The organism is Agrobacterium tumefaciens, from assembly GCA_025559845.1.
In the GTDB taxonomy this organism is placed as follows: domain Bacteria; phylum Pseudomonadota; class Alphaproteobacteria; order Rhizobiales; family Rhizobiaceae; genus Agrobacterium.
In genome coordinates this window covers 272,973-291,732 of record CP048470.1, presented here as the reverse complement: position 1 = coordinate 291,732, position 18,760 = coordinate 272,973, and the positions used below count along the sequence as shown (strand labels likewise).

13 protein-coding genes are annotated in these 18,760 nt (G+C 53.3%); 2 read left to right on the top strand and 11 right to left on the bottom strand.

The features are described from left to right. Positions 1-420: 420 nt before the first annotated feature. From FY156_17875 to FY156_17825, 11 genes are all read right to left on the bottom strand, one after another. Entirely contained in the window at positions 421-2,628 is a 2,208-nt protein-coding gene (locus FY156_17875) for a glycosyltransferase (protein ID UXS05136.1), read from the bottom strand. A gap of 292 nt (positions 2,629-2,920) precedes the next feature. Next, the gene (locus FY156_17870) at positions 2,921-3,760 is read right to left on the bottom strand and encodes a glycosyltransferase family 2 protein (protein ID UXS03430.1); all 840 of its coding nucleotides are present in this window, start codon (positions 3,758-3,760) and stop codon (positions 2,921-2,923) included. 108 nt (positions 3,761-3,868) lie between these two features. Continuing rightward, positions 3,869-4,735, bottom strand: a complete 867-nt coding sequence (gene rfbA / locus FY156_17865) for a glucose-1-phosphate thymidylyltransferase RfbA (GenBank protein ID UXS03429.1) — start codon at positions 4,733-4,735, stop codon at positions 3,869-3,871. Then, positions 4,732-5,625, bottom strand: coding sequence for a dTDP-4-dehydrorhamnose reductase (gene rfbD, locus FY156_17860; GenBank protein ID UXS03428.1), 894 nt, complete (start codon positions 5,623-5,625; stop codon positions 4,732-4,734). The genes rfbA and rfbD overlap by 4 nt, the downstream gene beginning before the upstream one ends. 4 nt (positions 5,626-5,629) lie before the next feature. Next, entirely contained in the window at positions 5,630-6,685 is a 1,056-nt protein-coding gene (gene rfbB, locus FY156_17855; GenBank protein UXS03427.1) for a dTDP-glucose 4,6-dehydratase, read from the bottom strand. A 2-nt stretch (positions 6,686-6,687) separates the two neighbouring features. Then, positions 6,688-7,257: a dTDP-4-dehydrorhamnose 3,5-epimerase gene (rfbC, locus tag FY156_17850; GenBank protein ID UXS03426.1), complete on the bottom strand. Its 570-nt coding sequence runs from the start codon at positions 7,255-7,257 to the stop codon at positions 6,688-6,690. Between the two features lie 200 nt (positions 7,258-7,457). Then, on the bottom strand, positions 7,458-8,354 hold the full coding sequence (locus tag FY156_17845) for a MurR/RpiR family transcriptional regulator (GenBank protein ID UXS03425.1): 897 nt from the start codon (positions 8,352-8,354) through the stop codon (positions 7,458-7,460). A gap of 92 nt (positions 8,355-8,446) precedes the next feature. After that, entirely contained in the window at positions 8,447-9,409 is a 963-nt protein-coding gene (locus tag FY156_17840; GenBank protein UXS03424.1) for an ABC transporter substrate-binding protein, read from the bottom strand. Positions 9,410-9,416: 7 nt separating this feature from the next. After that, the gene (locus tag FY156_17835) at positions 9,417-10,454 is read right to left on the bottom strand and encodes an iron ABC transporter permease (GenBank protein ID UXS03423.1); all 1,038 of its coding nucleotides are present in this window, start codon (positions 10,452-10,454) and stop codon (positions 9,417-9,419) included. Beyond that, on the bottom strand, positions 10,451-11,494 hold the full coding sequence (locus FY156_17830) for an iron ABC transporter permease (GenBank protein UXS03422.1): 1,044 nt from the start codon (positions 11,492-11,494) through the stop codon (positions 10,451-10,453). Before FY156_17830 ends, FY156_17835 begins: the two co-directional genes overlap by 4 nt. After that, on the bottom strand, positions 11,491-12,315 hold the full coding sequence (locus FY156_17825) for an ABC transporter ATP-binding protein (protein ID UXS03421.1): 825 nt from the start codon (positions 12,313-12,315) through the stop codon (positions 11,491-11,493). The genes FY156_17830 and FY156_17825 overlap by 4 nt, the downstream gene beginning before the upstream one ends. A 269-nt stretch (positions 12,316-12,584) precedes the next feature. Between FY156_17825 and FY156_17820 the strand changes: the two genes are divergently transcribed. Next, on the top strand, positions 12,585-14,759 hold the full coding sequence (locus FY156_17820) for a TonB-dependent receptor (GenBank protein ID UXS03420.1): 2,175 nt from the start codon (positions 12,585-12,587) through the stop codon (positions 14,757-14,759). A 1,524-nt stretch (positions 14,760-16,283) separates the two neighbouring features. Continuing rightward, complete coding sequence (locus FY156_17815) at positions 16,284-18,623, top strand: EAL domain-containing protein (GenBank protein UXS03419.1); 2,340 nt, start codon at positions 16,284-16,286, stop codon at positions 18,621-18,623. The last annotated feature ends 137 nt before the right edge of the window (positions 18,624-18,760 follow it).

The window sequence follows — 18,760 nt, the reverse complement described above, 5'->3', positions numbered from 1 at the left end:
CTCGAATATCAAGCGTATGACTACAAGGAATGTCGCCTAGTCCTCTGGAAGTCTTATATCGGTGTAAGTCTAGTTGGGGAAATCGTCTTTAGGAGCTAACGTGGATCGTTTTGTTTTCGGAGTCTAGGAGCCAGAGGACTTACGGGGAGTAGCCATGGAAGGTTGTGAACCCAAAGCTGGCCGCACTAGAATTGGATGGACGAGCTTTGTTAGCGTTGCATCAATGCTGCAGTCTTACCTTTTCCAAGTCTCCCGAGTAGCATCAAACTTCAAGAATGAACGTATCTACGTGAGTTAGTGCGCAGAGCTTGCGGCGCTTCGATCTTGGGGAAAGACGGTGTCCTCGGAGATTGACCGTCGCGCCGGACCACATGGAGGCGGCGATTTCGATATTTCACAGGATGTACCCTCTCGAGATAATTAGTCGGGAAATTCCTGGATCAATTTGAGATATTGGGTCAGGTAATCCGATGCGAGTCTCTTCATGTCGAACGATTCTCCTACGACAATAGCGTTACTCTGGAACTTGGAGCGTGCCTCATCGTCCAGCATTTGTTCCATAGCGATAGACAAAGACTCAATGAAGAATTCGTCCTCGTCTGTAGGTTCGATTATAATCCCGGCTTCTCCAGACGAAGTCGAGGACATTTGTTTTATCTCGCCAACGTCAGTCGCTATACACGGTCGTCCAACCTGAAACGCTTGAATCAGACTTAGCGGAAAAGACTCTCCAGAGTAGCGGCTCGGGAGCAGCGCAACGTCAGCGATACTGTATAGTCCAGTCACCTCACTTATAAAGCCAAGGAAATGGATGGTAGTTTCGCTACCTGCGTGGGCTTTAGCTGCCTCAATGGTTGATCCTTCACCAGCGAGGAGTAGGGCAGTTGACATTTCTGGTCGTCGTTCGCGAAGCTTGTGGTAGGCCGCGATTGTCTCAATCCACCCTTTCCCTTCTACAGCCCTAGAAGCCAGACAAAAAACTACAGCGTCAGCAGGGATATGAAAATCATCGCGAGTTCTTGGGAATGGCCGATTGTCTAGCGGAAGAGCGTTTCGAACTTTTACAAACTTGCTCTCCGGCACGTCACTCTCATCGAATGGCGTAAGATTACGGTCTGCTAAGTAAGCAAAACGTCCGACCTTATGTGACCACCGCTCGACCCGCCTCTTGGGGATCTTCATTGCCTCGTACGAGCCGTGGAGAGTCGCCATGTAAGCACAAGGTAGATTTGCATTTTCGAGAAAAAGTTTGTCAACAGTGGCGACATGGGAGTGAACCAACGACACACCAGTGCGCTCAAGAAACTTGACTGCGCCCCATTCCCTTACTTGATCCGCGGTGAAGACTGGTATGGCTGGGTCTAGCAGTTGCCGAATTTCTGGCCGGTCGTCGTGGCTTTGCATCTGCAAAACCGAAACTACTACACCCATGTCCTTGAGTGTATTCGCGAGGTGAACGGGGAATATCTCTCCACCTCCGTAGGAGAAACCCATCATTCCTATGAGAATATGTGGATGGCGACGTTTAGTTGCATTCAGTTTCGAAGCGTCCACGATGCTGCCGAAATTCTGCCCAGATAAATTAGAGCGCTTGAAAATTGTATGAGAAGAGGAGATGAACCGCTCTATGGTTTGCCTCGGTAGCGGCCACCTTTCCTTCAGCAGTTTCATCAAGCGGAAATATTCTTCGTAATATTTCGTAGTATTTTGGGCCTTTTTACCGGAAGTGTTGTTTCCGTGAATGCGAAAGTAACTCACGGCGCTCGGTTCGTAGGTGATTTGCCCTCCGCCTGCGACGGCGCAATATAAAAACCAATCTCCCATAATCTTGAAGCTCGACGCCTCCGTCCAGACGTCATCATGAATATCGTGTCGGCGCCACAGGGAACCGCCGACGTTGGGAATGACATTCTTTACACCGAAGCCACCGGAAAACCATTCGAATGCCGGTCTGACAACTGTTTGGTCCCAAATTCCGCGTTCACTTTCCTCTCGATATTGGTCTAAACCCTCGACATATTCACCATCAGCATTGGCGTACTCAACCTTTCCGAATGTCAACATTACACTCGGATCTCTAAAGGTCCTTATCGCACGTTCGACAAATGTTGGTTCGCAGAAATCATCGCTTTCGCAAATCCATATTATATCGCCAGTCGCGTGGGCGTGGCCCTTACGCCACTGATGGAAGACGTTCCCGGAATTTTTCGTCGAGTATAGAGAACGTATTGTTGAGGGATACTTTCTAACGTAAGTTTCGATTACTGCCCTGCTGTCATCAGTTGAGCAATCATCCAAAATAATGATGTCTATCAAGGGATATGACTGGTTTAGGATGCTATCAAGACGCTTTGCAAGATATTTGCCGTGATTATAGTTGGGGACGATGGCTGTTACTGTAAGGCCATTTTTGCTTCTGTGCTCGGACAGATGTTGAGCCAGTGACTGATTGTTCTTGATACGTCGATAAAATTTTGAGCAAAACTCGTCGACCTTTTGCGCGAGCAGCAGCGGATCTCGTTTTCTTGCCGAATTAATGAAACGGTCGCGTCGACGCTTGCTGAACCACTCCACCTCAGAAAGCCTATAAAGCAGGCGCGCGTAGATTAACCTTCTTATAAGTCTCATCAGCGACACGTTGCTGGACCAATTGCTACGTTGCAATGAGTCGACATCGCCCGATATGGCATGGATATCGTCTAGAAGATTGTTCTCTAGTGTATTGTCGTCGTTGCGGATCACGACCAAATCGAAGTCCTAATTAACTAGATTGAAAGTTCACCAATCAGGTAAACTATTATACCACGCTCTTCGAGGACGAGGCTATTTATCGTTCGGCGTGGGCTAGCCCCTCCGTCGGTATTTTATTTTTCGGTATGCAGAAGCGATGTTCTCTGGTCAATAACCAATCTAGGAAAGATCAAGAGAAAATTTTGCTAAGCGTACCTCTAAGAAAACCTATCGCCTTTGCCCGCCGACGTTTGGAGAATATATTCTGAGGAGAAAGGAGCAGCAAAGCTGCCTGTAGCAAAGTTGAGGCATAGGCATGTCGAATGTGATGTTTTTCGCCGGTATAGATCCTTGATCTCGCCATGTGGTACGCTTTTAGTCGGGCAATTTCTGGTGAGCGTCCAGAGGAGTTACCAGATGCGTGAACGACTTTCGAACCCCTGACAAAAAAGAGGTCACCCAATGCAGCAAGCCGCAGAGACAGGTCGTCATCCTCGTGATACATGAAGATTTTTGGGTCGAACCCCCCCACTTGATCGAAGCTTGTCTTCGAAACGAAGAATGCCGCTCCTGACAGTATCGGAACTGGCGTGTCGTTGTCTGGCCAACCACGTGGACCGCTGTTATTATTAGACAGTAGCCATGATCGTCTCTTAAAATACTGGGTACCGTCGGCGTTAAAAATTCGAGGGTTAAATGCAATTGCCGAAGGATGGCGATTGGCAGCTTCAAGAAGCGCTTCAAGCGCGCCCTGTTTCAACCTCGCGTCCGGATTGAGAAATAGGATCCAAGGAGTTTCCACAAGCTCAGCGCCCGCGTTGCAACCCCGTCCGAAACCGATATTTTCATCAAGAAACAGTAAGCTAATTTTCCGAGATTCTGGGAGGTTCGAGAAGTCAGTCGTTTTTCCGTTGTCTACTAAAATGATAGGCGTTGCGTCCGGTATTGAAAGGACCATGTCGCGTATCAAGGCGTCACTTTTGTAGCAGACCGAAACTACTGTGACAGAAGAAAGTGGCAATATCGCCATTTAAACTCCGATATACTTCTCATATCTACGTGCCTTGAGGTTTTATTTTGTCGCTATTGAGACACTACATTACTGTTATTTTTACGCATTTCTGACGCTGGTGGTAGGTCAAAGTTCGATTAGCTTTCTTAAATATTGTGCGTAGTCACTCTTTCCGGCATTTTCAGCAATTCGACCGAAATGATCTCTCGTAATAAATCCCCTATTAAGAGCGATTTCCTCAGGGCACGCGATTTTGAAGCCTTGACGTTTTTCGAGAGTACGCACAAACTCTCCAGCCTCAAGGAGGCTATCCGGAGTGCCGGTGTCCAACCACGCATAGCCGCGTCCCATGATTGATACTCTCAGCTTTTCACGCTCGAGATAAACTCTATTGACGTCTGTGATCTCATATTCACCGCGCGCGGACGGTTTAAGGTCGGCGACGATGTTCACGACGTCGGGATCGTAAAAATACAAACCCGTCACTGCCCAGTTCGATTTCGGTTTGGCTGGCTTTTCTTCAATGGAAAGTGCGCGCATCTCGTTATCGAATTCGACAACACCATAGCGTTCTGGGTCATTCACATGATACGCGAACACTGTTGCGCCATCCACCACGTTCGTACCGGCTTCAAGCAGTTCCGGCAATCCGTGTCCATAATAGATGTTGTCCCCCAGGATCAGGCAAGAGGGTGAGCCGTTGATAAAGTCAGCACCGATCATATACGCTTGTGCGAGACCGTCCGGGCTCGGTTGCACGGCGTATTCGATTGACAAACCCCATTGGGATCCGTCCTTCAGTAGGTTTTGAAACAGCGGCATGTCGTGGGGTGTCGAGATAATGAGGATCTCGCGAATGCCGGCCAACATCAATGTTGTAAGCGGGTAATAGATCATCGGCTTGTCGTAAACAGGCAAAATCTGCTTCGATACCGCCAGTGTCATCGGGTGCAAACGAGTACCGCTGCCGCCTGCAAGAATAATACCCTTCATGGCGTTTCCTTTCTGCTTTGCGCAATAGCGGTGACAACCGCCCGCGTCGATGATTGCCAATCTGGCAGCTTTATTCCGTACGTTTTTTCCAACTTGCTACAGTCGAGCCGTGAATTGGCTGGCCGTTTAGCTGGTGTAGGGTACTGTGCTGTTTTGATCGCGTTGACGGTCATCGGCTTTCCGCCTTCCGCCATGGAGAATGCGAAGATCTGTTTTGCAAAACCTGCCCAGGTCGTTTCACCAGATCCAGAAAGGTGGAAAACGCCGCGCAAGTCTGGAGATGGGTCTTCAACGAGCCTTTTCGCGATTACGATGATTGCTTGTGCGATATCATTGGCAGACGTCGGGCAACCGAATTGGTCCGCCACAACATTAATCTCGTCTTTAGTCTCTGCGAGGCGAAGCATCGTTTTGACGAAGTTATTGCCGTACTGGGAATATACCCAAGCAGTGCGTAAGATGGCGTGATTTGCGTTACTTTCGTTAATCGCTGTTTCACCGTCAAGCTTTGAGCGGCCGTAGACGGAGGTCGGCCCGGTCGGATCATTTTCCTGATAAGCTCCATCCTTCGCCCCATCGAATACGTAATCCGTCGAAAGGTGAATGACCGGAAGACCTAAACTTTTCGCAGCTTCTGCAACTGCCTTTGCGCCGTACCTGTTGATTGCGTACGCGGCATCGGGTTCGCTCTCGGCCTTGTCGACGGCTGTATATGCCGCCGCCGATACGACGGCGTCCGGTTTCGCGTCGTGCAGTGCGCGCAACACCGTTTCGGGATGCAAGAGGTCAAGCTCCGGTCGACCGAGCGCTATGATTTGTAGATCGATGTTTGCGCGCGCGAGAAGGGCGCTCACCACCTGACCATTCTTTCCGGTCACTGCAAGCCGCATCTGCTTAACCTTTCGTCAGAACACCGAGGCGCTCTCCCGAGTAGACGCCCTCGCGTAGTGGTTGCCACCACCAGCCGTTTTCAAGATACCATGAGACAGTCTTACGAATTCCGGTCGCAAAATTCTCTTGCGCCTTCCATCCGAGTTCGGACTCTAGCTTGGTTGCGTCAATCGCGTAGCGCGCGTCGTGGCCAGGACGATCTGTGACGTATTTGATAAGTTCAGAGTATGGCTTCGACTGTGGGCGCAACTCATCGAGAATAGAACAGATGCAGTTCACTACATCGATGTTCTTCTGTTCGTTACGTCCGCCGACATTGTATTTTTCGCCCGGTAGTCCCTTTTGAACGATGAGCCACAGGGCGCGCGCATGATCCTCGACATAAAGCCAGTCGCGTATATTCGCACCGTTCCCATAGACCGGCAGAGGCTTACCTTCCAACGCATTGAGAATAATCAGGGGGATGAGCTTCTCGGGGAAGTGGAATGGACCGTAGTTGTTTGAGCAGTTGGAAATGACTACAGGTAAGCCGTAAGTCCGCTGCCATGCTGTTGCCAGATGATCGCTTGCGGCCTTGGATGCTGAGTAAGGAGAAGACGGATCATACGGCGTTGTTTCCTCGAACAGACCGGTGTCTCCAAGCGAACCATATACTTCATCCGTTGAAACGTGAAGCATTCGAAAGTTCGGCTTGGCGTCGTCTGCGAGGCTATTCCAGTAATGCCGGGCTGCCTCCAATATTGTGAAGGTGCCGTTGATGTTGGTCTGGATGAAATCGGCGGCGCCGGTTATCGATCGATCGACGTGGCTTTCGGCCGCAAGATGCATCACGTAGTCTGGCTGGAATGTTGCAAAAGCCTCATTGATGGCGACGCGGTCGCATATATCTGCTTGAAGAAACCGATGATTTGGCGCGTTTTCAATCGGCTTCAGAGATGCGAGATTTCCGGCGTAGGTCAACTTGTCGATTGTCAGCACATCCGCGCCGATCTCGCTTACGAGATAGCGGACAAGAGCAGATCCGATAAATCCGGCGCCGCCGGTGACTAGAACGCGCATCATTAAAATCCGGTGTTTTGATAGGTGAATGACTCTGGAAGATCAGCTAGACACGGCTGTCTAGCGTCTTTGTCAGAAAGGATGTAACTACCCATGTCTGGCCACGTAATGCCAATTTCTGGGTCATCCCATCTAAGGCCGCGATCATTGGCTGCGCTATACGGAGCTGTAACCTTGTACGAGATCATCGTATCGTCGACGAGTGTCATAAACCCATGTGCAAATCCTGCTGGAACCCAGAGCTGGTCTCCGCTCTCGGGAGTGAGTTCAGCTGCGACCCATTTGCCGAAAGTCGGTGAGCCAACCCTGATATCCACAGCGACATCCAGCAACTTTCCACGGACGCAGCGTACAAGCTTGCCTTGAGCAAACGGCTCCAGTTGAAAATGGAGACCACGGACCGTACCCGCCTCTGAGGACAAAGATTCATTGTCCTGAACGAACTCTACATCGGCCACGTTTTCGCGGAACCATTCCCGCTTGAAAACCTCGCTGAAGTAGCCGCGGCTGTCACCAAATCTGGCGGGACTGATCTTTTTCACTGCATCTATAGCTAAGGGTTCTACGTGCACCTAACGGTTCCTATTCGAACGAAATCTTACGTGGATATGACGTCATCGTTACCGACAGTCAATAATGCTTTCTACGCTAACGGGTAGTGCGGGCGATCACGGCATGTGATGGCCATTTGAGGATGTTCAATTTGAGGCGCTCGGCGTGGAATTTTGGTCGGCGGTGTGTTGAACCTTGTGCTTCATGTGCATCTGCGGCATCACACCTTTTTATGGGGCCTGATCGAAGTCCTGAGTTCCACCATTCTCTCAAGAGTCTCAAGGGTTCTCTCTGGTCTTGCCGCTGAGAGTGCGAGTGCCAAGGTTTCCATCGCGACAAGGGAAGGTGCGTGTAGTGCGACGCCTTCGTTCTTCGCGCGAGGTAGGAACAGGCAGGCTGCAGCATCGCGCCTTAGGACGCTGTCTTCCAGTCCAAGCATCATGATGATCGGGATATCGAGCCGGTTGGCTTCTGCAATGGCGGTTAGCGCTTCGCGATGCGGGCGGCCGTGGAGGAGCATGATGAGGGCATGGCCGTTTTCCATGTTGAGCAGTTGCTCGGCAAGCGCAATGCCGGTCGCGTTAAGTGCATAAGAGCGAAAACCTGCGCGCTGGAAAAGACGGGCCGAATAGCTGGCGATGATCCCCGAGGCTCCAATTCCCAGCACACCGATGCCGGTAGCCTCCGAAAGTAGACGAACTGCTGTTGCCATAGCAGCGCGGTTGTCTGCATTTGCCAGCATTTCCAGCGTGTTCTTCTGGTTTTCTATAACGAAGTCGATTGCGGCATCGGAATTGCCGGAGATTGACTTCGCTGTTGCCGCCATTTTTTCGACGGGCGAATCCGTCACGCCTAGATGGGCTTCAAGCGTCTCTTTGAGGTCAACCAGCCCCTGAAAACCCAGCGCCTGGATGGCACGGATGACGGTCGCATCGGATGTATCGGTTTCAAACCCAATCTCGAGTGCAGATTTTCCGAGAATGGCGTGGCGATGACCGTCAATGTATTCGGCGACTGCCAAAAGGCTCGGCGATAGCCGATCGCGGCGTTTGCGCAATTGCTCGCCGAAACGATCGACGCGAATCAGTCTGGTTCTGTTTGTTTCGCCTGATGGCATGGGTCCGTCCGTCTAGAGGGGCGTACAGCACGTCTTGAGCGGCTTACCAGTGCGTAAAGTCTCAAGGCAAGACTTTTTGATTGGGCGGGATATCAGTTTGCCGTGGCTGGCCGGATTGTCAGATGCGATTGCACTGCTGACACCATCAGGCTGAGTGCTGCATAAGAGTTGGAGATCGCTTCCTCTCGTGGAAGTAGGATGTATCGGCCCTTGCGGCAGGCCTCCAGGAAATCGCAAAATCCCGGCATCACCGCTTCCATCATGGCGATTTCCTCTTTCGGAGATGCGCCAGTATCCGACCGGTACGGGTCGAAGATTATATCGGCGTCGAGTTCAGGCAGACGTTCCGCGCTGACCTCGATGCGGTCACCCTCTGGAATAGCATCGATTACCGCCGGGAAACGGAAGCCCGCATCCCGCAATACTCGGCCGAGCGCCCGATAGGTGTGGTAAACGCTGATCTTGCCGTTCAATGGCTGCATGACCGAGACCGTTGTCTTTTCCGTGTCGACCGATGCCTTCAACGCGTCAATTTGCGCCCTGTAACGCCGGTCGAGCACAGCAAGACGCTGCTGGGTTCCTGTCAAATCCGCAAGCATCTTATAAATGTGCGGCGCGCCGTCCCTGGTGTTATCGATGGCAACAGTTGGTGCGATTTTCTCGAGCTTTTCAACAGGCGTCGGGCGATCAGGTTCGGTGAGGATAAGATCGGGTTTGAGCGCGACAATCGCTTCGAGATCGGCATTGATGGAGCCGATATAGGCGATGTCACTATCGTCGAAATCTATACCCGTCAAAATCGCACTGGATCTCAGATAGGGTTTGCCGTCTGCACCCATGCGGCCGTGGCTGCCGACCGGCATTACGCCTAGTTCGATCAGCGGGATGGTGAGGTCAATGTCGTGCAGCGTTACGATGCGTTTTGGCTGAACCGGAACGGAAACAGACCGCCCCAAATCATCCGTAAACATCCGTGCCGGTTCTTCGGCCTTGGCCGCAATGGTGCCGTAAGCCAGACCAGTGACGAAAAGGAGAGAATAGAAAATCTTTGGCATGGCGAACCTACAGACGATGGCGATGGAGCCAGAGAAGGAGAAGGAGGCTAGGAGCGCCGACGGCAGAAAGCACGAGCCCGGTCGGTAGCTCTAGGGGTGAAAAGGCGGTGCGGGCGATCGTATCGGCAGTGCTTACCAGAAGAGCGCCGGTGAGGCCGGCACCAACAGTGATGCCGAGAAACGACCCTCCGGGCATGAGAAACCGGGCAATATGGGGGCCAATCAACCCGACAAAGCCGATGCTGCCGGTATAAGAAACGCAGGACGCAGTGAGAATGACGGCAAGCGAGAAATGCAGGCTGGATAGAAAGCGCAAATTGATGCCGAGCGCTGCCGCAGCACTATCACCAAGTGCCTGCGCATCGGCGGCACGCGCCGTCACCCATACGAGGACAAGTGCTGCAACAAGAATGACCGCCAGAACCGAGACTGCGTCCCATGACGCTCCTTGGAGGTTTCCTGCCATCCAGATCATTGCGCTTTGCAAGCTTCGTATATCAAGCGAAGCCATCAGAATGAGGAGAAGGGCGGAAAGAAACCAGGAAAAGCCGATACCGGTCAGAACAAAGCGCAGCCGCGACGTAACACCTGAAAGCGCAAACACAATTATAGCGCTCGTCAGTCCCCCGATGACGCCCGCGACGGGGCGAAGCGCGGTTGGCAAGCTTGGCACAAGGAAAAGGCAGACGAGGACAGCAAGGGCAGCGCCTTCTCGAACCCCGAGCAGGCTAGGGTCGGCCAATCCATTCCTGGTCAAGGACTGCATGATGGCGCCTGCAACACCAAGCATTGCCCCAGATACCAGTGCAAGCGTCAGACGCGACAAACGAAAATCGACAACGACATTTGCATCGGCCGATGACTGCGCGTCTGGTGTGAAAAGAGCAGTGAAGATCTCTCCAAGCGGGATGTGTTTCGTGCCCGACGAAATGCTCCAGAGAGCAACAAGAAAAAGCAGGAGCGTAAGCGCTAGAAGCAAAGCCAGCCGCTTTGGAGCGATAACCAACGAAAAACCGGAGGCTCTGATCGTTCTGTAAGACGTCATTTCAGCAGTCTCCGCGCCAACCAGAGAAAGACCGGTGCCCCGACGAGGCCGGTCATTGCGCCTGTCGGCAACTCCCGAGGAGCGATTAGAAGACGGGCGGCAAGATCGGCGGCGATCAGCAAGGTTGCTCCGCCCAATGCGGCAAGCGGTATGGCGAACAACAGGCGTCCGGTTCGAATACGTGAGATGAGTGGAGGTACCACCAGGCCGATAAAGCTGATCGGCCCCACCAGCGAAATTGCGACGCCGCATAAGAGGGATGTTGCGATCAGTGCCAGACACCATGTCAGTCGCACCGGCACACCAAGTGCGGTTGCAGCGTTCTCGCCAAGTTCCAGAAGATCAAGTCTTGGTGCAAGAACTGTTGCCAATACAAGTGCAATAACAGCGACAGGCAAGGCATTCACAATGGCTGGCAGCGTTATTCCGGCGGCGTCACCAACCAGCCAGAACCGGGTTTGTTGCAGCGTTTCTTCATTCAGGATGAGGATGGCCGACGTCAGCGTCCCGGCGAGTGTGGAGAGTGCGATGCCACAAAAGACAAGTTTCGTCGGGGTGAGGCCGCGTTGTCCTGCTGCTGAGAGGGCAAGTACCAGCGCAAAAACTGCCCCGGCACCTCCCGCAGCGACGAGTGGTTGGGCGCTGGTGACCCCGATTGAAGCAAAGGGACTGGCGCTCAGGGCAACAACGGCGAGACTTGCGCCGGCATTCAGCCCAAGAATATGCGGTTCTCCCAGAGGATTTCGCAACACGGTCTGCAAGATAAGGCCGGCCACTCCGAGGCTCGCCCCTGCAAGCAGACACGCAACAATCCGCGGCAGTCGAAGGCGTATCAGAATTTGCTGATCGAAGTTTTTCGGGTCGTAGGCGAAGATAAGATCATGAAAAACGTGCGGTGCTACCGGCCTTGCCCCTGTCGCAGCGTGCGCGGCAACAACAATGAGGATGATTGCGAGAAGACCTATACCGGCCGAGAAAGCCCTCGCAGCGCCTCTCGTTAATGGGAGGCTAGTCACACGATCCAGATTGCCCGCGCTCATGTCTTATGCGTCCGTCCAGGGCAGGGCAAAAACACCGGCCGATGGGTCACAGGATGCGTCATCTCGATGACACGCATGTCAAAAACGTCGGCAATGATCTCGGCGCTACATTGTGTAACAGCATCAAGTCGATGCTTCACACGTCCGTCCTTCAGGAAAAGCAGATGATCGGCGAATTGCAGGGCGAGATTGATGTCATGCAAAACCGCGACGATTGTGCGGTTGTGGTGCGCCACCAGATCACTCAGCATATCCAGAACCTCGATCTGATGGTGCAGATCCAGAAAGGTTGTTGGTTCGTCGAGCAGGATGATATCGGTTTGTTGTGCGAGCGCCATGGCAATCCACGCACGCTGGCGCTGACCGCCTGAAAGGCTATCGACGGGCCTTTCGGCGAGATCATTGATCCCTGTCACGGCAAGCGCTTCGCTGACAGCCTCTGCGTCGGCCTCACTCCATTGTTTGAGGAAACCCTGATGCGGATAACGGCCACGGGAAACCAGATCGAAAACCGAGATGCTTTCCGGCGTGTGGTTCTGTTGCGCCAGCATTCCCAAGCGCTTCGCGACATCCCTGGTTGGGTAATTGAAGATATCACGGCCATCGAGCACGACCCGTCCGGATGTTGGACGATGCAAGCGCGCGAGTGCGCCGAGCAACGTCGATTTTCCCGAGCCGTTCGGACCGAGCAGGACCGTGAATTGGTTTGATGCGATCTCGACATTGAGATCGAACACGACGGGCTTTCCGCCATGACCAAGCTCGAGGCATTCCCCCAGAAGCCGATGTTCAGCGATATCTTTCTCGGTTTCGATTTTCAAATTCCGTCCCGCGCGTTCCTGACGCACCAGAATTATTTATGACTGTAGTAGTCAAGTATGGTGGCATTCAAAAAGTCTTTTGCAGGATGAAAAATGACCGGAACGCGGCATGTTTGCGCTGTTGCGGCAACATTTCCTGACGAAATCGGCTCCAATCTAGCTGCTTTCAACGACAGGTCTGGAAATCTAAAGTTGACTACTACATTCATCAATTGAAGAGGTGCTGCATCGTCGGGATGACGAATTCTAGCTATTCGGGGACAATTCAGATGCATAACGGCTTGGGGATAGGGCGTCGGGGATCAACGGCGCTCCTCGCATTCCTTTTGGCAACCACCGTGTTTCCTGCTTTCGCTCAGGAAAATGGGGCAGAGAAAAAAAACGCAGAGGCAGGATCGACCGTTCTCGAAACGATCACCGTCGATGCAAAAGTCAAAAAGGGTGCCAGAGGCTACCAGCCGATCACGACGAGCACGGCGACACGGACCGATACTCCAATTCTCGACATTCCCCAGTCGGTGAATGTAGTCACGAATGAAGTTCTGCGTGATCAGCAAGCACGCTCTCTGGACGACGCACTCGCCAATGTCAGCGGTGTTACACAGGCCAATACCTTGGGTGGCACGCAGGATGCCGTTATTCGTCGAGGTTTCGGTGACAATCGTGACGGTTCCATCCTCGTCAACGGTTTGAAAACAGCGCTGCCGCATTCGTTCAACGATACGGTCGAGCGGGTAGAAGTTTTAAAAGGCCCGGCGTCGACCCTCTATGGCATTCTTGATCCTGGCGGCATGGTCAATGTCGTGACGAAAGCCCCCGAAGAGACCTTCAGTGCAGAGGCCTACACCCGGTTTTCGGCCTATGGTGCGGGCAAATACGGCACATCGGGCGGATTGGACGTGACAGGCCCAATCGCGGGCACAGATTTTTCCTACCGTCTTATCGGACAGGGAGAGAAAAGCGATTACTGGCGCAATTTCGGCGACCGGGAAAACTGGCTGATCGCGCCTTCGCTCAAATGGAGCGGTGAAGATACCGACATTACCGTATCCTACATGCATGAAGACTATAGCGTGCCTTTCGACCGCGGTACGATCTTCGACCTGACGACCGGAAACCCCATCAATGTCAGCCGGCGTTTGAGGCTCGATGAGGCCTATAACATTACCGACGGCAAGTCTGATCTTGCCAGTGTAGCGATCGACCGCCAGCTTTCCGACGATTGGAAAGTCTCACTGGACTATGCCTATAGCCGCAACGTTTATTCCGACAACCAAGCCCGTGTCGTCGGTTACAACGCCCGTACAGGGCAGGTGACGCGTCGCGCAGACGCCACGCAATATTCTACCCTCTATAATCATGCATTGCGTGCTGATCTGACCGGAGAAGCCGATATTGGCGGGTTCCAGCACGATCTGTTGTTTGGCGCGTCCTATGACTACAGTGACACACTGCGAACCGATATGCTGCGTTGTGCGAACTCCACGAACTTCAATGTCAACAATCCCGTCTATGGGAGGTTACCTGTCTGCACGACCGTCAGGGCAGCCGACAGCGACCAGACGGAGCAGCTTTCGACGGCCTCGATCTACATGCAGGATGCGCTGCATCTGAGCGACCAGTGGATAGCGGTGGGTGGCTTGCGCTACCAATATTACGATATCTATGCCGGGAAGGGCCGTCCATTTGTGGTCAACACGCAAAACAACGGCGGTGAACTCATTCCGAACGCCGGTCTCGTCTACAAACTCACACCTTCGGCTTCGCTGTATGCCAATGTCGCCAAGACGTTTCGGCCACAGTCTTCCATCGGCGCCTATTATGGCAGCCTCGATCCGGAAGAGGGCATCTCCTACGAAGTTGGCGCCAAGTTCGACATCTTCACCGGCTTGAATGCAAATGTTGCCTTGTTCAACAGCCGCAAGCGCAACGTTGCCTATTCCGAAGATGTCGGCGGCATCTCGACCGTCAAGGCTGCGGGTCTCGTCCGATCCCGCGGTATCGAGGTTGATGTTGCCGGTAGCCTGACAGACGATCTCGACCTTATCGCAAGTTATGCCTATACGGACGCGCTTGTTCTTGAAGACGCGACCTATGCCGGCAAGCGTTTGCCGAACGTGGCGAAACACACGGCGTCACTCTTCCTGGCTTATGATGTTGGTGAGGTTGGTCCGAACGGCAACACACTTCGAATTGGTGGTGGCATTCGGGGCGTCGGTGCTCGTCCCGGTATCAACGACAATTCCTATTATTTGCCCGGATATGCCGTGTTCGATGCCTTCGCGACGTACACGCTTCAGCTGGAAAAACCTGTCACGTTGCAACTCAATCTCCGAAACCTCTTCGACAAGACCTATTACACGTCGACGATCGGTTCGACCAACTATGCCAATTCCGTCGGAGAGCCATTCAACGTCAGCCTGACGGCGAGCCTTAAGTTCTAACTTTGCTGGACGAAACACGATTATGTGTCACTCAAGAGGCAGCGCCCGAAGGTGGGTTCTGCCTCTTTTCCTGTTCTGCGCAGTCCTGATTTTGGAGGGGTCTGGTGGCGAAGTATACATTCTTCATTTCCTGCCATCTTCACCTCGCCATTCTAAACTCGCTTCTTGCGGTGATTTGCTGACCGCTAGAATTCGGGAATAGCAAAACCACCTTAAGAGGCGAGGCCGCATTGGAGCGGCAGGGTGAGGGAGGTGGACGGTCAGCAAGCGAAGCCTTCGATCGGGATGGCCTGTCTCAGGTCGAGCGCTGTGATACCTCAGGGGCCGACCAAGAGCCGAGAGCGACCGGAATGACCACCGGCGCGTACAGACGTGCCAGCATTTCACATTCGACCCCACGCTTCGCTCAAGCTCTAAGGGACTTTTGCCTCGTTTCGAGCAATCTGTTTGAGGAGTTGAGGATGTGTTTGAGCCGAACTGTCGCTCGGTGGCGCAGCAGCACAACGGCAAATCGTAGCAGGCGCGCAGTGGTAAAATAACGCACTCACGCAGTCACAGGATCACCGCTTAACCGCATGGCTCTTGGTGTCCTATTTGCAGTATGGGGTAGTTCCTACAGCACGTGGTGGAAGGTATTGCGATCGACAGTTACAAAGCCTGTGTTGACAGGCTTGATAGGGCCGCGAGTTGTAGCGAACGTATAAGGTTCCTCCGGCAAACCCTTCGGCGCTGATTGGAAGCGCGGGTTGCCTCAGGAACAACGGGTCTTCAACGCGAGACACTTCTCTCTATTCGCACGAAAGTGCGAAACACTGCCGTGTCGGGGGGCCGCCACGACCGAGTAGCTTTTCGTGGGAAGCCTCACGTTTTGCACCTATGCGGCGGCCGGGTTAGTATATCCTCGAAGGCGACCAAATTCGGCCGCGTGAGAGGTGGATATGAAAGAGTATTATCCTGCGCTCATTGGAGGATTATCTGGGGGACTTTGTGTTTGGGGCGTTCAAAGCTTTGATGCGTCCTATTGGGCTACGGCAGTCGCAGCAGCGATCGGAAGCTTTTTAGGCGTAGCCATTGGGCAAAAACTGATTTCTCGATAACCCTGAACCAGACATCAGGTTGGTGGTCAGCGCAACATCGCGGAGCACAATGAGCGCTGTCGGCATGAAGCAGAAGAGCGTCCCGGCTCTCTTGAACAACCCGGCAAGGAACCATCCAGTCAAACGCATGAAACCAGCGATCTCCATGCCGACAGAGAGCAAGCAAGTTTCAGCTTTTTTTTGGAGCGTGTTGCCGGCTGCCGGCTCCCTACCGGTTACATCGGATGCTGTCTCTCCTGTGGTCGTTCGTCTCCACGGATAGTGTGCCGCGTCCGAGACAAAGCTGTCTCGCATCTTCGCGCTTGAAATAAACCTGTCCCAAAACGTAATATGATCGTCTGCTAGTCGGAAATTTATATTAGAGATTTATAAATAAAGAAAATACTATAGTCGGTTGTGGGCGTCATTCATTGCGGGGGCAGACGGCATGTTCACAGTTTTAGAGTGCGTGGTTATCCAGCACGATCATACGATCGTGCTCCTTGCTGCACTCATATGTCTTTTTGGAATGCTGGCGTTTTTTCATCTTCTATTGCGTGCGGAAGAAAGCCCGGCGGGCCGTAAACATTATTGGGTCTTTGTCGCCGCTTTTGTTGGCGGATTGTCGGTCTGGGCAACACATTTCGTTGCAATGCTCGCCTATAAAGGCTCTGTGCCGATCGGTTTCGATCTCCACTTCACGTCACTGTCTGCCGTCGTTGCCATTGCTGGCTTCTGGCTGGCGCTGAGTGCGCTTCCAATTGCGAGGTACGGCACTCTCCTTGCAGCATCGGCAATTACCGTCTCTGTCGCCGTCATGCACTTCGTGGGCATGGCGGGCATGGATGTCGCAGCGACCGTCAGTTATCGCTGGGACGAGATTGCCGGTGGCCTGGTTGTCGCATGGCTGTGCTTTGCGCTATCGCTCCATTTCTTCGGGCGGTTCAGTGCGTGGAAACGTGTCGCAACGGCGGCGGGTCTCGCAATCGTCGCGATCTGCGCACTGCACTTCACGGCCATGTCTGCGACGGTTCTTTCACCCGATCCTTCAGTGCCTGGACCAGAATCCGACGATCTCGCCCGGATGCTCCTGATTACCGCGATTGTCGGTGTCACGCTTCTCGTTCTTTCGGCTACCGCTGCCGCAGCCCTGGTGGATCGCTACCTTGTCGATCTCAAAGGTCTCGTCAACGCGTCGCTGGATGGGCTGGCCGTTGTACAGAACGGTCGTATCGTCGAGCTCAATCCGCGCTTTGCGGATTTGCTCGCCTGCGAAGAAGCAACCCTGATTGGTGCCAATCCTGATGACTTACTGGAGGTCATCGACGGACTTCCCGCGCATGTGTCCCGCCAGACGCCGGTTGAGGCGACGAGACTGGTCGACGGGAAGACACGTGTGTTCGAGCTTGCAGTCAGGACGATTGAATATCGTGGGCGCCCAAGCGAAGTGCTCGCCATTCGAGACCTCACGGAAAACCGTGAGGCGCAGAGAGAAATCGAATATCTCGCGCGTCACGATGTCCTGACGGGCCTCGCAAACAGAACAATGTTCCAGCAGCAGCTACAGCTTCAGATACAGCATTGCGCAGACGGGCAGGGGTTTGCTCTTCTCACACTCGATCTCGATCGTTTCAAGGCCGTAAACGATCTATTCGGCCATGCGGAAGGTGACCGTATTCTCAAGACAGTCGCCGGTATCTTCAAGGAGTGCGCAGGACCTGGTGATCTTGTGGTTCGTCTCGGAGGCGATGAGTTCGTTATCCTGACAACGCGCAACACGAAAGCCGAACAGGCACAGGCGCTTGCCGAAACGATCCTAACGACATTCGGCGAGAGGATGAACACAGCTGGTGATCCTGCAGCCGTCGGGGTCAGCATCGGCATCGCGATCTTCCCCAAGGATGGCCACGATCTCGAAGGCCTCATGCATGCGGCTGACCTTGCGCTCTATAGGGCTAAACTTGGCGGTCGAGGCATTCTCGCCTTCTATGATCCGGTGATGGACAAGGAGGCCCGTGAGCGCAGACAACTCGAGACAGATCTTCGTCTGGCAATCAGCCGCAATGAATTGATCTTGAACTATCAGCCCATCCTGTCTGTCGAATGCGGCGAGGTTGTTGGCTATGAAGCGCTCGTGCGGTGGCATCATCCGGTTCACGGTGTCATTGCGCCGGATAAGTTCATACCGATCGCCGAGGAAACCGGGATCATCATTCCTCTCGGGGAATGGGTGTTACGCGAGGCCTGTACCCATGCAGCCCATTGGCCCTCGCATCTCAAAGTCGCTGTAAATGTCTCTCCATTGCAGTTTTCTATGGCGAACCTCGGTCAGATGGTTTGCCTCATCCTGGCTCAAACAGGACTTCCTCCAAAGCGTCTCGAAATTGAAGTGACGGAAGCCGCGCTTTTGAAGGATCGCAACGTAACACTTGCTATCTTGCGGCAACTGAAGACCCTGGGCATCGGCGTCGTGATGGACGATTTTGGAACCGGCTACTCCTCACTCAGCAATCTGCAGAGCTTTCCGTTCGACAAAATCAAAATCGATCGCAGCTTCATCGCCGCAATGGGTGAGGACGAAAGCGCGCGCGCTATCGTTCGTGCCGTGATCGGGCTCGGCCGAAGCCTCGATCTCCCTGTTACGGCGGAGGGAATTGAAACCGACGCCCAGTATCGCATGGTGGTGGATGAGGGTTGTGCACAGGCTCAAGGGTATCTGTTCGGTAAACCGGGCGGCGCTCCTGCAGGTGTTGTCAATGCTGCCACTTTGAACCGGTATTCCGTATAAAAATCAATATTATATACTGTGTTTCTAAGCTCTGTTCTTGATTGATTCTGCCGGACGATGCGCCGTAAAGATGATTGGCCTCTCGAGTAATACCGAGAGGCCTGTTCGTCTTACAGTTCGGTGTATCTTCTGGCAGA